Here is a 14,849-nt window from a genome sequence, read left to right on the forward strand (position 1 = left end):
GATGGATAGCGCTTCGACCCTGAGCGCGGGGGTTTTGTTCCTGTTCGTCACCGTACTGGCGGTGCCTATCGCCGCGCGTCTTGGTATCGGCGCGGTGCTGGGCTATTTGCTGGCCGGTATCGCTATCGGTCCTTGGGGACTCGGTTTTATTCGCGACGTTTCCGCCATTCTTCATTTCTCTGAACTGGGCGTCGTGTTCCTGATGTTCATCATCGGACTTGAACTCAACCCGGCCAAATTATGGAAATTGAGACGATCTATTTTCGGCATCGGTGCGGGTCAGGTATTGCTTAGCGCTGCGATACTGGGCGGCGTGCTGTTCATGAGTCAATTTTCCTGGCAGTCGGCCCTGATTGGCGGGATTGGGCTGGCGATGTCATCCACTGCGATGGCGCTACAGCTGATGCGTGAAAAAGGGATGAACCGCAACGAATCCGGGCAGCTCGGTTTTTCCGTTTTGCTGTTTCAGGATCTGGCGGTTATTCCCGCGCTGGCATTGATCCCTATTCTGTCGGGCGTTCAGGGGCAGATCGACGACTGGCAGCATGTCGTGATGAAGGTGCTGGCGTTCGGCGGCATGCTGATTGGCGGACGTTATCTGGTGCGTCCGCTGTTCCGATTTATCGCCGCCTCCGGCGTGAGTGAAGTGTTTACCGCCGCCGCGCTGCTGTTGGTTCTCGGCTCTGCGCTGTTTATGGAGGCGCTGGGCCTGTCGATGGCGCTCGGCACTTTTATTGCCGGCGTGCTGCTGGCGGAGAGCGAATATCGCCATGAGCTGGAAATTTCCATTGAGCCGTTCAAAGGGCTGCTGCTGGGGCTGTTTTTCATCTCGGTGGGGATGGCGCTTAATCTCGGCGTGTTGTACGCCAACATCGTTGAGGTCCTGCTGGGCGTCGTGATTCTGGTTTCCGTTAAAGGCCTCATCCTCTACGTGTTGGCGCGGATCTACGGACTGCGTTCGTCGGAACGGCTACAGTTCTCGGGCGTACTGAGTCAGGGCGGCGAGTTTGCCTTCGTGCTGTTCTCCGCGGCGGCGGCTCAGCATGTCCTGCAAGGCGATCAACTGCCGCTACTGCTGGTCACCGTAACCCTGTCGATGATGGTGACACCGCTACTGATGCAGTTGATCGACCGTATCCTGGCGCGCCGTTACAACGCCCCGGAAGAGTCGACGGAAAAACACTATGTGGAAGACGATGAGCCGCAGGTGATTGTTGTGGGCTTCGGGCGCTTTGGTCAGGTGATTGGCCGACTGCTGATGGCGAACAAAAAGCGGATTACCGTGCTTGAGCGAGATATCAGCGCAGTCAGTCTGATGAGGAGCTACGGTTATAAGGTGTATTACGGCGACGCCACCTCGGTGGACTTACTCCGTTCTGCGGGCGCGGAGCAGGCGCAGTCGATCGTGATCACCTGCAACGATCCTGAAGATACGATGGCCATCGTGCATCTATGCCAGCAGCATTTCCCGCATTTGGAAATCCTCGCCCGCGCCCGCGGTCGTGTGGAAGCGCACGAGCTTTTACAGTCAGGCGTGACGCAATTTTCCCGCGAAACGTTTTCCAGTGCGTTGGAGCTGGGGCGGAAAACGCTGGTCTCTCTGGGGATGCATCCCCATCAGGCCCATCGATCGCAACAGCATTTCCGCCGTCTGGATATGCGTATGCTGCGCGAACTGATGCCGGAACGTCAGGCCGAAGGCGAAGGCGCTCAGATTTCGCGGGTCAAAGAGGCCCGTCGTGAACTGGAAGATATCTTCCAGCGTGAGATGCAGCATGAGCGCCGGCGGCTGGATGATTGGGACGAAACATAATCGCTCACAGGTTGATTGGACGGAAAAACATCATGTCGACGCAACGAAAACGGTTTATTGCCGGTGCGGTTTGCCCTGAGTGTCATACGCAGGATACCCTGACGGTCGGGATTGAAGATGTCGAGGAAGTCGTGGTCTGCGTCAAGTGCGGCTATCGACAAAGTCGGCCCGAGGCAAAGCAGCAGAATGCGGAGCGTCAGGTTGGGCACATTATCGGCATGTTTCATCCTGAATAAGCGTGGTAGCGATTTTGGATTCCGTGCAGTAATGGAAATGTTTTTCAGCTACAATTTGCGCCAAAGCGATTTCCAACGGTAGGAGATATCATGAAAGTAGCAAAAGACCTGGTGGTCAGCCTGGCCTATCAGGTACGTACAGAAGACGGTGTATTGGTTGATGAGTCTCCGGTGAGTGCACCGCTGGACTATCTGCACGGTCGCGGCTCGCTGATTTCCGGCCTGGAAAAAGCGCTGGACGGCCGCGCGGCCGGCGAACGTTTCGATATTAAAGTAGGCCCGAACGAGGCTTACGGCAACTATGACGAAAATCTGGTACAGCGCGTACCGAAAGATGTCTTCATGGGTGTGGATGAGCTGCAGGTCGGCATGCGTTTCCTGGCTGAAACCGACCAGGGTCCGGTGCCTGTCGAAATTACTGAAGTGCAGGATGAGCACGTTGTGGTTGACGGCAACCACATGCTGGCGGGTCAGAACCTGAGCTTTAACGTTGAAGTCGTCGCCATTCGCGAAGCCACGGCGGAAGAGCTGGAGCACGGTCACGTTCATGGCGAAAACGACCATGACCACGAAGGTTGCTGCGGCGGCCATGATCACGACCATGATCATGACCATGGTAACGGCGGCTGCGGCGGTCACGGCGGATGCGGCTGCCAGCACTAAGGGCGGCTTCATCTCTAAAAAACCCGGCACTGCGTCATGCAGGCCGGGTTTTTTTACGTCTGATGTTTTTGAAGGCAGTCAGGCTGCAAAATCACTCTTTTCCCATCAGCATGTCATCCTGCGGCGCATTAAATCGTTGGGCCTTAGTCAGCAGGAAGTAGATGTAGGCCGCGGCCATCAGCGCAATGAACAGGGTGCCGATGAGGGGGTTGAACCACAGCATCGCCAACAGGCATAAACAGGCCAGCACCAGGGCAATCGCCGGAATCACCGGGTAGCCGGGCGCCAGGTAGGTCCGTTCCAGCTCGGGTGCGCTTCGACGCAGACGGAACAGGCTTAACATACTCATGATATACATCACGATAGCCCCGAAGACGGCCATGGTGATCATGGCGGCGGTTAGGCTCATTCCCTGGAGGTTGATCCAGCCGTCGCTGAAGATAGCGGCAACCCCGATAACGCCGCCGGTGAGGATTGCTCGGTGAGGCGTTCTGAAGCGAGATAGCTTGGCCAGCCCGCTCGGCAGATAGCCTGCTCTGGCGAGGGCGAAGAACTGCCGGGAATAGCCAAGAATGATGCCGTGGAAGCTGGCTATCAGCCCGAACAGCCCGATCCAGACCAGCATGTGCATCCACCCGGAATTGGCGCCTACCACGGCTTTCATCGCCTGCGGCAGCGGATCATTAATGTTGGAGAGCGTTCGCCAATCGCCCACGCCTCCCGCCAGCAACATCACGCCTAGCGCCAACAGCACCAGCGTCATAATGCCGGTGATATAGGCTTTGGGAATGGTCCGCTTCGGATCTTTGGCTTCCTCCGCCGCCATTGCCGCGCCCTCTATCGCCAGGAAGAACCAGATAGCGAAGGGAATGGCCGCGAAGATGCCGGATAGGGCAGGCAACCCGAAGCTATCGCTACCGGCCCAGCCGTTGGCGACAAAGCGGCTGAAGCTGAAACCGGGGGCGACGACGCCCATAAACACCAGCAGTTCGAACACCGCCAGCAGGGTGACGCAAAGTTCGAACATCGCGGCGAGTTTCACACCCAGAATATTCAGCCCCATAAAGACCAGATAGGCGCCTGTCGCGGCATAGCGCGGATCCAGATCGGGGAACTGCACGTTCAGGTACGCGCCGATCGCCATCGAGATAGCGGGAGGCGCAAAAACGAATTCGATGAGCGTGGCCATGCCTGCGATCAGTCCCCCGGTTTCGCCGAAAGCACGACGGCTGTAGGCGAAAGGGCCGCCCGCATGAGGTATGGCGGTGGTCAGCTCGGTGAAACTGAAGATGAAACAGGTATACATGGCGGCGATTATGAGGGTCGTGACCAAAAAACCGAGCGTACCTGCGACGCCCCAGCCGTAGCTCCAGCCAAAATACTCGCCGGAAATGACCAGACCGACGGCGATCCCCCAAAGATGCAGGGCCCCCAACGTGGGTTTCAACTGCATTGTCATGACGTTATCCCCTCTAAAGTATGGATGAAACCAACCGCATTTTTATTGGTACAACAGTTGGTTATGGAGTCTAAGGGCGTTTTCTGCGGTAGGGCTGCATCCGCTCGATGATGACGCCGTTATGGGCGCGGATACTTGACACTAACGAGGTGTTTTTTGCGCTCTGGAGTCAAAGAAGAAAAGGAGAGAGGGCAAGGTGTCGTCTGCGGTCAACTTTTACTGCCTTTACGTCAAGCATCGGAATGGCCGTCATTACATGCTGAGGGTCTGTAAGCCACTTCCCTTGATGAGATCTTACGATGGCAGAACAATACGATACGCTTGACGACATCACGATGAACCGGTTGGCGGAGCGAGCGATGGGCCGCTACTCTGCCGAGCTTCAGGGAACGCTGACGCTGTTGTGTCGTTCGGAAAATGCGACCTATCGGCTGGATGCCGACGGAAAACGCTATGCCATGCGCATTCACCGGCCCGGCTATCACCATCGCGACGACATTTATGGCGAACTGAGCTGGCTGGCTGAATTGCGTCAGGAAGGCATCATCGTGCCGGAACCGCTGGTGGGGCGGGATGGAAGGGCGGTGCAGACCGTGTCGTTGGGCGACGGCGTGGAACGCAACGTCGTGCTCTTTCACTGGATAGAGGGCGAGATGCCGACGACCGATGTGGATGGCGTGGCCTTTGAGCAATTGGGTCGGATCACCGCCCGGCTGCATCAGCACAGCCGCCGTTGGCAGCCCCCTGCTGGCTTTCGTCGTATCGTGTGGGATCACGATACGATGGTCGGTCCGAACGCGCACTGGGGGCGCTGGCAGGATGCGCCCTACCTTTCTCCGTCCGACCATCCGGTTATCGAAGAAACGATAAAGCGGGTGAGCGCGGCGCTGGCCGACTACGGTAAATCATCCCAGCGCTACGGATTGATCCATGCGGACCTGCGTTTGACGAATCTCTTGCTGCTGCGCGGAGAAACTCGGGTGATTGATTTCGATGACTGCGGTTTGGGCTGGTATCTGCACGATCTCGCGGCGGCCATCAGCTTTGTGGAGCATCATCCGCGTGCGCCTGAATGGGTAGCGGGGTGGTTGAGGGGCTATCAACAGATCTGTCCCCTGAGCGACGCCGACTTAGCGGTGATCCCTTCGCTAATTGTGCAGCGGCGCATCCAGATGACGGCCTGGATTGGTTCCCATCAGCAAACGGAACAGGCCAAAAGCATGGGGGAACGTTGGTGCCCCGATACCGTCAGGCTGTGTCGACTTTATCTGGTGGGCGCACTACCGGTGGGCGCTACATCCGCGTCGTCCTGAAATTTTTGCACCATCGCAACGCACTGCTGTACCGCGGCAGTGCTTTTTTTGATTTTTGCCGGCGCGTCTTCCTCCGTATTCTTCGGCCTTCCAAATTTATCCCACGGTTTTCCCGGTTAACGGTCTAATGCCGTCAACCGGGGCCATCCGCTGGTATGGAAATTGCTTTTTCTGTTCGATTTGGCGTCTTGTATGACAGAGGGGGAAATTATGGGAACACCGTCATTTCGGCTTCCTCCGCCGGTGGGAATTCCGCTCGGCCACCGGGGCGTACTGGCAGCAGCGGCTTCAGGCTTGGGTCAATTCATCGGAGATAATGGCGGCGATGCCGATCGCATTCTCGGCATTAGCGGTATTGATCCGGAGCTGTTGGCCTGTCCAACGCTCAGTGTCGGGTTGGTCAACTACTGTCGCGTATTGGAAGAGGCGGCGCGTTACTCCGACTGCACCAATTTTGGTCTGCATTACGGCAGGCAATTCAAACCGCAGGCGCTCGGGTTGATAGGCTATGTTGGGTTATGCAGTGCCACCCTCGAGCAGGCATTGCATAACGTTGCCCATGCTTTTCCATTTCATCAGCACGATACGCTGGTTCGCCTGGTTGATAAGGGCGAGTGCTGGCGTTTCGACTATCAGGTGCGTCATGGCGCGATCCTACACTGCCGGCAGGATGCCGAGCTGACGTTGGGGATGATTCTGAACCTTGTGCGCCACGCCGCAGGCAAGCACTGGGCGCCGCGGGAGGTGCATTTCGAACATCCTCGGCCGGAACAGTGGCATGAGCACTGCAAAGTATTTGATGCGCCGGTCTACTTCGATCAGCCGTTCAACTCGTTGTTGATTCCCAAGCGCGATTTGCTCAAAGCCATGCCGGAACACGATCCATTGCTGCTGCTGGTGATACAGGATTCGCTGCGGCAGTTGAACAGCGACGTGCAGCACCAGAGCGTGGTGGATATGGCGCGCGCCCAGCTGCGCCAAGTGCTTTCACAGGGAGAACCTTCGCTGGACGAGGTGGCGGAGAATATTGGTTTGTCGAGCTGGTCGCTGCAGCGGAGATTGAAGGATGTGGGCATCAACTTCACTCAATTGGTGGAAAAGGTGCGCCGTGAAATGGCGACGCACTATTTGCAGCAGCGGCAGCTCTCAATTTCTGAAATGGCTTTTTTACTGGGGTACTCGGAGGTGAGTGCGTTTTCCCGCGCATTTCGCCGTTGGTTTGGTATCAGTCCGCGCCAGTGGCGTAAGGCTTAGCACGACGGCTGAACGATGTATTTAGTAGTGCGGCGGCGGCGTTTCTTCAGACTGCGAGGCAATCAGGGACGGCGCCGTCGCCTTCAGTTTATCCACCAGCAAGTGCAGTTGTTCACGCACTCTGGCCATCTCCAGTTCATGCTGGACCACGGTTTGGTTCAACTCCTCAATCGTTATCTCCTGAAACGCGATGCGGCTTTCCAGTAGTTCAAGGCGCTGTTCGAGTAATTGCTGCGACATGTGACTTCCTCCCAGACGGTCAGCGGTAGAGTTTGTCAGAAAGCGGAAACTTCTGGTAGTAAAAATGGTCGGAGTAGGGCGCAATGAGCGCCATAAGGGAATTTTATCGAAGATAGGGGTGTGTTCGTTGTAATGTCTCCGTACACACAGCTATAGTAGTTTCGACTTTTTAAATGATTACCGGGACCTACGGGGTCTCGGATGCTGGAGAGATGGATGAAATCACTGTTTAAAGTAACGCTGCTAGCGACCACAATGACACTGGCTTTGAATACCGGAGCAATGGCCGCGGAGACAGCAAAAGCGTCCGATAGCAGCTCGACAAGTACGACAACAGCAAAATTCAACAATGATGAACAGGCTGCGGCATACGCGTTGGGCGCCTCTCTGGGGCGTTACATGGATAATTCTCTGAAAGAGCAAGAAAAACTGGGCATCAAGCTGGATAAAGAACAGCTGATCCAAGGCGTGCAGGACGCGTTTGCGGACAAGAGCAAACTGTCTGATGAAGAAATCGAAAAAACGCTGCAGTCATTTGAAGGTCGAGTGAAAGAAGCGGCCAAAACCAAAATGAAGCAGGATGCGAAAGAGAACGCGGATAAAGGCACCAAGTACCGCGATACCTTCGCCAAAGAAAAAGGCGTGAAGAAAACCAACTCCGGCCTGCTTTACCAGGTAGGCAAGGAAGGGACTGGTGCCGTGCCGAAAGACAGCGATACCGTGGTGGTGAACTACAAAGGTACGTTGGTTGATGGCACTGAGTTTGATAACTCCTACAAACGCGGTGAACCTCTTTCTTTCCGTCTGGACGGCGTCATTCCGGGTTGGACCGAAGGTCTGAAACACGTGAAGAAAGGCGGCAAGATTAAAATGGTCATCCCGCCGGCCCTGGCTTACGGTGAAACGGGCGTACCGGGCATTCCTGCTAACTCGACGTTGGTGTTCGACGTAGAGCTGCTGGATATTAAATCTGAAGCGGAAGCGAAAGCGGCTGATGCTGCAAAAGCTGAAAAACCAGCCGACGAGAAAGCCGCTCAGCCAAGCGCTAAGTAATACAGCGCTTTGCCACGAAGAACCGCAGGTCATCCTGCGGTTTTTTTGTGTGTGAACATAGCGCCTTTAGGTGCTAAGGCTTGGGTGCCTTTAAATCCCACCTCGCGAGTTCATGACGTAGACATGACGATAAGCGTTTGTCGCTGATAGCGAATTTCAATAAGCAGAAGCAAACTATCGCCCGCGTACATGGTGATATCAGGTACCGGAATAGTCCGCACTATCGTGTTTTATCTTCCGTCATCGGATTGGGGCACCGTGTCGTACCTCAACGATCTTTCTCCTCCGTGTGATAAAGGCGGCAAAAACCTTCGCAGACGTTATACTGCTCCAGCGCGGCAGCCAATCCCAAGCTGATCCTCCCGTTCCTTTTTGGGGCGAAAAAATGCTGATGAATGCAGGCATCATGGAGGTCTCATCGCATCAGCCTTTCGATATGACGCCGCGAATTTCAGGGACGAGAGAGAGGAGTTTTGTTAGACTATCCCTCCTGTCAATACGATCAATTGAATGACATTGAAGGTGGTGTTTGCCATGTCTAGTTCGCTTCTTTCAGCAGAGTCGAATGAGCTTGATTTGCTGGATGAACGTCCGTTTTCCCAAACGGATTACGAAATCCTGAAGTCGTATGAAGCCGTCGTTGATGGTTTAGCGATGCTAATCGGTGAACACTGCGAAGTCGTGCTGCATTCGCTGGAAAATTTAAAATGTTCCGCGGTACGTATCGCGAACGGCGAGCATACCGGGCGTAAAATCGGTTCGCCTATCACCGATATGGCGCTACGGATGGTGCATGATATGGCCGGTGAAGACAGCAGCGTGTCGCAGGTGTATTTCACGCGCGCCAAAAGCGGTATGCTGATGAAGTCAATCATCATCGCTATTCGTAACCGTGAGCAGCGAGTGATTGGTCTGCTGTGTATGAACATGAATCTGGACGTGCCGTTCTCGCAAATCATGCAAACATTTATGCCGCCTGAGATTAAAGCGGTGGCATCTTCCGTTAACTTTGCGTCTTCAGTGGAAGATTTGGTCACGCAAACGCTGGAGTTCACCATCGAAGAGGTGAACAGCGATCGCAATGTGTCCAATAACGCCAAGAACCGGCAGATTGTGCTTAACCTGTATGAGAAAGGGATTTTCGATATTAAGGACGCCATCAACCAGGTCGCCGATCGGTTGAATATCTCCAAGCACACCGTGTATCTCTATATTCGCCAGTTCAAAAACGGCGACCTCTGCGGGCACGATCGTTAATGTTGGAATACTGTCTGCTGGTCACCGGACCGGCATATGGAACCCAGCAGTCCAGCAGCGCACTCCAGTTTGCGCAGACGCTGCTGGCTGCAGGTTATCGCCTTCAAAGCGTATTTTTTTATCGGGAAGGCGTACTCAATGCGAACCAGTTGACCTCCCCGGCCAACGACGAATTCGATATCGTGCGGGCCTGGCAACATTTGCATGAGGAGCATCAGGTCGCGTTGAATGTCTGCGTCGCGGCTGCGCTACGCCGCGGCGTCACCGATAGCGAACAGGCGGCTCAGCTAAAACTGGACGGCGCGAACCTGCAGCCCGGGTTCAGTTTGAGCGGTTTGGGCGAACTGGCTCAATCCGTACTGACCTGCGACAGGGTCGTGCAATTTTAACGCGGACTCATACTATGAAACGTGTCGCTTTTGTATTTACCCATTCCCCACACGGCAGCGCTTCTGGTAGAGAAGGGCTGGATGCGCTTTTGGCGATGTCGGCATTGACGGAAGATATTGGCGTGTTTTTCCTCTCGGACGGCGTTTTTCAGCTTCTGCCAGGGCAACAGCCGGACGTTATTCTCATGCGCGACTACATCGCGACTTTTGGCGTCCTGCCACTATACGATATCGACCAATGTTATGTTTGCGAGCGGTCATTGCAGCAGCGTGGCATTTCAAAAGACACCCAGTGGGTTCTACCGGTCGAAATACAGCCTTCGGAATTACTGTCCCAGACATTGAAAACCTACGATACCGTCCTTACCTTTTAGTGAGACATTTATGCTGCATACGCTTTCTCGCTCTCCCTACCAGATCGATATAGATGCCATGTTGCGCAACGTCGGAAGCGAAGATGCCATTCTTCTATTTCAGGATGGGGTGACGGCGGCGCAGGCTGGTGCTGCGATGCTGGTGCCGATACTGGCAGTGGGCGTGCCCGTTTATGCCCTAAAAGAAGATGTCGCAGCGCGGGGAATGACTGCTCAAATTTCGAGCAATGTGGCGCTGGTTGGCTATAATGAATTTGTGAAACTCACGGCCCAGCATTCCGGACAGATGGCCTGGTAGCGGTATTTTTGTATATTTCTTGACTCCTCATCCGGGCAGCCCTAAAATTCTGCGTCCTTATACTTTGCCTTGTGCGAGTACGAGACGATTTATTACGTGTTTACGAAGCAAAACCCAGGAGCTTTTTGAATGGCAACAATTAACCAGCTGGTACGCAAGCCGCGCGCACTGAAGGTTGCTAAAAGCAACGTTCCAGCGCTGGAAGCATGCCCGCAGAAACGTGGCGTATGTACTCGTGTATATACTACCACCCCGAAAAAACCGAACTCCGCACTGCGTAAAGTTTGCCGTGTTCGTCTGACTAACGGTTTTGAAGTGACCTCCTATATTGGTGGTGAAGGTCATAACCTGCAGGAGCACTCCGTGATCCTGATCCGCGGCGGTCGTGTTAAAGACTTGCCGGGTGTGCGTTACCACACCGTTCGTGGCGCGCTGGACTGCTCAGGTGTTAAAGACCGTAAGCAATCCCGTTCCAAATACGGCGTGAAGAAGCCAAAGGCTTAATGGTTCTCCGTTAAGTAAGGCCAAACGTTTTAACTTTAATGTCAAACTAAACTCGTAGAGTTTTGGACAATCCTGAATTAACAACGGAGTATTTCCATGCCACGTCGTCGCGTCATTGGTCAGCGTAAAATTCTGCCGGATCCTAAGTTCGGATCTGAATTACTGGCCAAATTTGTAAATATCCTGATGGTAGATGGTAAAAAATCTACTGCAGAAGCAATCGTCTATACCGCGCTGGAGACCCTGGCTCAGCGTTCTGGTAAAGACCACCTGGAAGCCTTTGAAGTAGCTCTGGACAACGTGCGTCCGACTGTCGAAGTTAAGTCTCGCCGTGTTGGTGGTTCTACTTATCAGGTACCAGTTGAAGTACGTCCGGTTCGTCGTAATGCCCTGGCAATGCGTTGGATCGTAGAAGCTGCTCGTAAACGCGGTGATAAATCCATGGCTTTGCGCCTGGCGAACGAACTTTCCGATGCAGCAGAAAACAAAGGCACTGCTGTTAAAAAACGTGAAGACGTTCACCGTATGGCTGAAGCCAACAAGGCGTTCGCTCACTACCGCTGGTAATACCGGCGTAGATGTTAATAACCCAGCGGGCGCCTCAAAGGCCAACCCGTTTGGGTTTTTTACTACTTTGAACGCCCTAGGAATAGAGGAAACAAATGGCTCGTACAACACCCATTGCACGCTACCGTAATATCGGTATCAGTGCACACATCGACGCCGGTAAGACCACCACCACTGAACGTATTCTGTTCTACACTGGTGTGAATCACAAAATCGGTGAAGTTCATGACGGCGCTGCCACCATGGACTGGATGGCGCAGGAGCAGGAGCGTGGTATCACCATCACCTCCGCGGCGACGACTGCCTTCTGGTCTGGCATGGCCAAGCAGTATGAACCACATCGCATCAACATCATCGACACCCCGGGGCACGTTGACTTCACCATCGAAGTTGAACGTTCCATGCGTGTACTGGATGGCGCGGTAATGGTTTACTGTGCGGTAGGTGGTGTTCAGCCGCAGTCTGAAACCGTATGGCGTCAGGCTAACAAATATCATGTTCCGCGCATCGCGTTCGTTAACAAAATGGACCGTATGGGCGCGAACTTCCTGAAAGTGGTAAACCAGATCAAAACCCGTCTGGGTGCGAATCCGGTTCCACTTCAGCTGGCTATCGGTGCTGAAGAGCACTTCACTGGTGTTGTTGACCTGGTGAAAATGAAAGCCATCAACTGGAATGAAGCTGACCACGGTATCACCTTCGACTACGAAGAAATTCCAGCTGATATGCAGGAACTGGCTCAGGAATGGCACCAGAACCTGATCGAGTCTGCTGCTGAAGCTTCCGAAGAGCTGATGGATAAATATCTCGGCGGTGAAGAACTGACCGAAGAAGAAATCAAGCAAGCACTGCGTCAGCGCGTTCTGAATAACGAAATCATTCTGGTTACCTGTGGTTCTGCGTTTAAGAACAAGGGCGTTCAGGCAATGCTGGATGCGGTTATTGATTACCTGCCGGCACCGACGGAAGTTCCGCCGATTAGCGGTATTCTGGACGATGGTAAAGACACTCCGGCTGTGCGTCATTCCGATGACAAAGAACCGTTTGCTGCCTTGGCGTTCAAAATCGCTACCGACCCGTTTGTTGGTAACCTGACGTTCTTCCGCGTGTACTCCGGTGTGGTTAACTCTGGTGATACCGTGCTGAACTCAGTGAAATCAGCTCGCGAGCGTTTTGGTCGTATCGTACAGATGCACGCTAACAAGCGTGAAGAGATCAAAGAAGTTCGTGCAGGTGATATCGCCGCTGCTATCGGTCTTAAAGACGTGACTACCGGTGATACGCTGTGTGATCCTGATCACGCGATCATCCTGGAACGTATGGAGTTCCCGGAACCGGTTATCTCTATCGCCGTAGAACCGAAAACCAAAGCTGACCAGGAAAAAATGGGTCTGGCTCTGGGCCGTCTGGCGAAAGAAGACCCGTCATTCCGCGTATGGACTGACGAAGAGTCAAACCAGACCATCATCGCTGGTATGGGTGAGCTGCACCTTGAAATCATCGTTGACCGTATGCGTCGCGAATTCAACGTGGAAGCCAACATCGGTAAACCGCAGGTTGCTTACCGTGAAACCATCCGTGACACCGTTAAGGATGTTGAAGGTAAACATGCTAAACAGTCCGGTGGTCGTGGTCAGTATGGTCATGTCGTAATCGATATGATGCCGCTGGAGCCAGGTGGTGAAGGATACGAATTTGTTAACGAAATTAAAGGTGGTGTGATTCCAGGTGAATACATCCCGGCCGTTGACAAAGGTATTCAGGAACAGCTGAAAGCGGGTCCGATGGCGGGTTACCCTGTTGTGGATATCAAAGTGCGTCTGCACTTCGGTTCTTACCATGACGTCGACTCCTCTGAACTGGCCTTTAAACTGGCTGCTTCTATCGCGTTTAAAGAAGCATTTAAACGTGCGAAGCCTGTCCTGCTTGAGCCGGTCATGAAGGTTGAAGTAGAAACGCCGGAAGACTACATGGGTGATGTGATCGGTGACCTTAACCGTCGTCGTGGTATCATCGAAGGTATGGAAGACACCGCTACTGGTAAGACTATCCGTGCCCAGGTTCCGTTGTCAGAAATGTTTGGTTATGCTACTGACCTGCGTTCGCAGACTCAGGGTCGTGCTTCTTACTCCATGGAGTTCCTGAAGTACGCTGAAGCACCGAACAACGTTGCCCAGACTGTTATCGAAGCCCGTGGTAAATAATCCGGGTTTAACATATTGATCCCGTGCTCTCTCCGTGAGGAGGGGGCATTCGAGTAAGGAATAACGCCGTGTCTAAAGAAAAATTTGAACGTACAAAACCCCATCTCAACGTTGGTACTATCGGCCACGTTGACCATGGTAAAACTACTCTGACCGCTGCTATCACTACCGTACTGGCGAAAGTCTACGGTGGTGCTGCTCGCGCATTCGACCAGATCGATAACGCGCCGGAAGAAAAAGCACGTGGTATCACCATCAACACGTCTCACGTTGAATACGATACCCCGACTCGCCACTACGCGCACGTTGACTGCCCAGGGCATGCCGACTACGTGAAAAACATGATCACCGGTGCTGCCCAGATGGACGGCGCGATCCTGGTCGTTGCAGCGACTGACGGCCCGATGCCGCAGACTCGTGAGCACATCCTGCTGGGTCGTCAGGTAGGCGTTCCGTTCATCATCGTGTTCCTGAACAAATGCGACATGGTTGATGACGAAGAACTGCTGGAACTGGTTGAAATGGAAGTTCGCGAGCTGCTGTCTCAGTACGACTTCCCGGGCGACGATACTCCGGTAATCCGTGGTTCTGCTCTGAAAGCGCTGGAAGGCGAAGCTGAGTGGGAAGCGAAGATTGTAGAACTGGCCGAAGCACTGGACAGCTACATCCCGGAACCAGAACGTGCTATCGACAAGCCGTTCCTGCTGCCGATCGAAGACGTATTCTCTATCTCCGGCCGTGGTACTGTAGTGACCGGTCGTGTAGAGCGCGGCATCATCAAAGTGGGTGAAGAAGTTGAAATCGTGGGTATCAAAGACACGACTAAAACGACTTGTACCGGCGTTGAAATGTTCCGCAAACTGCTGGACGAAGGCCGTGCGGGTGAGAACGTTGGTGTTCTGCTGCGTGGTACTAAGCGTGACGAAGTTGAACGTGGTCAGGTACTGGCTAAACCGGGTTCAATCAAGCCGCACACCCAGTTCGAATCAGAAGTTTATATTCTGAGCAAAGACGAAGGCGGCCGTCATACTCCGTTCTTCAAAGGCTACCGTCCGCAGTTCTACTTCCGTACAACTGACGTAACGGGCACCATCGAACTGCCGGAAGGCGTGGAAATGGTCATGCCGGGCGACAACATCAAGATGGTTGTCAACCTGATTGCTCCGATCGCAATGGACGATGGTCTGCGTTTCGCTATCCGTGAAGGTGGTCGTACCGTAGGCGC

General features: G+C 53.9%; 16 protein-coding genes. 14 read left to right on the forward strand and 2 right to left on the reverse strand.

Features of this window, described 5'->3' with window-relative positions; all coding sequences use genetic code 11:
• Nucleotide 1 precedes the first annotated feature (1 nt).
• From kefB to slyD, 3 genes are all read left to right on the forward strand, one after another.
• Nucleotides 2-1,813, forward strand: a complete 1,812-nt coding sequence (gene kefB, locus BLU64_RS14940; protein WP_074729260.1) for a glutathione-regulated potassium-efflux system protein KefB — start codon at nt 2-4, stop codon at nt 1,811-1,813.
• Nucleotides 1,814-1,845: 32 nt separating this feature from the next.
• Nucleotides 1,846-2,049, forward strand: coding sequence for a YheV family putative zinc ribbon protein (locus tag BLU64_RS14945; RefSeq protein WP_026744214.1), 204 nt, complete (start codon nt 1,846-1,848; stop codon nt 2,047-2,049).
• Between the two features lie 90 nt (nt 2,050-2,139).
• Nucleotides 2,140-2,712: a peptidylprolyl isomerase gene (gene slyD, locus BLU64_RS14950; protein ID WP_026744213.1), complete on the forward strand. Its 573-nt coding sequence runs from the start codon at nt 2,140-2,142 to the stop codon at nt 2,710-2,712.
• A 91-nt stretch (nt 2,713-2,803) separates the two neighbouring features.
• On the opposite strand, the gene eat is transcribed toward slyD, so the two are convergent.
• Complete coding sequence (gene eat / locus BLU64_RS14955) at nt 2,804-4,171, reverse strand: ethanolamine permease (RefSeq protein ID WP_026744212.1); 1,368 nt, start codon at nt 4,169-4,171, stop codon at nt 2,804-2,806.
• Between the two features lie 299 nt (nt 4,172-4,470).
• On the opposite strand from eat, the gene BLU64_RS14960 reads away from it, so the two are divergent.
• On the forward strand, nt 4,471-5,484 hold the full coding sequence (locus BLU64_RS14960) for a phosphotransferase enzyme family protein (protein WP_074729262.1): 1,014 nt from the start codon (nt 4,471-4,473) through the stop codon (nt 5,482-5,484).
• Between the two features lie 210 nt (nt 5,485-5,694).
• The gene (gene qhpR, locus BLU64_RS14965; RefSeq protein ID WP_074729264.1) at nt 5,695-6,738 is read left to right on the forward strand and encodes an AraC-like transcriptional regulator QhpR; all 1,044 of its coding nucleotides are present in this window, start codon (nt 5,695-5,697) and stop codon (nt 6,736-6,738) included.
• Nucleotides 6,739-6,759: 21 nt separating this feature from the next.
• On the opposite strand, the gene BLU64_RS14970 is transcribed toward qhpR, so the two are convergent.
• Nucleotides 6,760-6,978, reverse strand: coding sequence for a SlyX family protein (locus BLU64_RS14970; protein WP_026741328.1), 219 nt, complete (start codon nt 6,976-6,978; stop codon nt 6,760-6,762).
• 216 nt (nt 6,979-7,194) lie between these two features.
• Between BLU64_RS14970 and fkpA the strand changes: the two genes are divergently transcribed.
• From fkpA to tuf, 9 genes are all read left to right on the forward strand, one after another.
• Nucleotides 7,195-8,031 (forward strand): FKBP-type peptidyl-prolyl cis-trans isomerase, encoded by an 837-nt coding sequence (fkpA, locus tag BLU64_RS14975; protein WP_026744208.1) that lies wholly within the window; start codon nt 7,195-7,197, stop codon nt 8,029-8,031.
• Between the two features lie 534 nt (nt 8,032-8,565).
• On the forward strand, nt 8,566-9,288 hold the full coding sequence (locus tag BLU64_RS14980; RefSeq protein WP_026744207.1) for a helix-turn-helix transcriptional regulator: 723 nt from the start codon (nt 8,566-8,568) through the stop codon (nt 9,286-9,288).
• Nucleotides 9,288-9,677 (forward strand): sulfurtransferase complex subunit TusD, encoded by a 390-nt coding sequence (gene tusD / locus BLU64_RS14985; protein ID WP_026744206.1) that lies wholly within the window; start codon nt 9,288-9,290, stop codon nt 9,675-9,677. Before BLU64_RS14980 ends, tusD begins: the two co-directional genes overlap by 1 nt.
• A 14-nt stretch (nt 9,678-9,691) precedes the next feature.
• Nucleotides 9,692-10,051 carry a sulfurtransferase complex subunit TusC gene (gene tusC, locus BLU64_RS14990; protein WP_026744205.1) on the forward strand — a complete coding sequence of 120 codons (360 nt, stop codon included), beginning with the start codon at nt 9,692-9,694 and terminating at the stop codon, nt 10,049-10,051.
• A gap of 10 nt (nt 10,052-10,061) precedes the next feature.
• Entirely contained in the window at nt 10,062-10,349 is a 288-nt protein-coding gene (tusB, locus tag BLU64_RS14995; RefSeq protein WP_026744204.1) for a sulfurtransferase complex subunit TusB, read from the forward strand.
• Nucleotides 10,350-10,478: 129 nt separating this feature from the next.
• On the forward strand, nt 10,479-10,853 hold the full coding sequence (rpsL, locus tag BLU64_RS15000) for a 30S ribosomal protein S12 (RefSeq protein ID WP_021013355.1): 375 nt from the start codon (nt 10,479-10,481) through the stop codon (nt 10,851-10,853).
• A gap of 96 nt (nt 10,854-10,949) precedes the next feature.
• Complete coding sequence (gene rpsG / locus BLU64_RS15005) at nt 10,950-11,420, forward strand: 30S ribosomal protein S7 (RefSeq protein ID WP_009111198.1); 471 nt, start codon at nt 10,950-10,952, stop codon at nt 11,418-11,420.
• Between the two features lie 95 nt (nt 11,421-11,515).
• Complete coding sequence (gene fusA, locus BLU64_RS15010) at nt 11,516-13,624, forward strand: elongation factor G (protein WP_026744203.1); 2,109 nt, start codon at nt 11,516-11,518, stop codon at nt 13,622-13,624.
• Between the two features lie 68 nt (nt 13,625-13,692).
• On the forward strand, nt 13,693-14,849 hold a 1,157-nt coding region (gene tuf, locus BLU64_RS15015), incomplete at its 3' end, for an elongation factor Tu (RefSeq protein WP_074729266.1).

The organism is Lonsdalea quercina (genome assembly GCF_900107885.1).
Classification (GTDB): Bacteria; Pseudomonadota; Gammaproteobacteria; order Enterobacterales; family Enterobacteriaceae; genus Lonsdalea; species Lonsdalea quercina.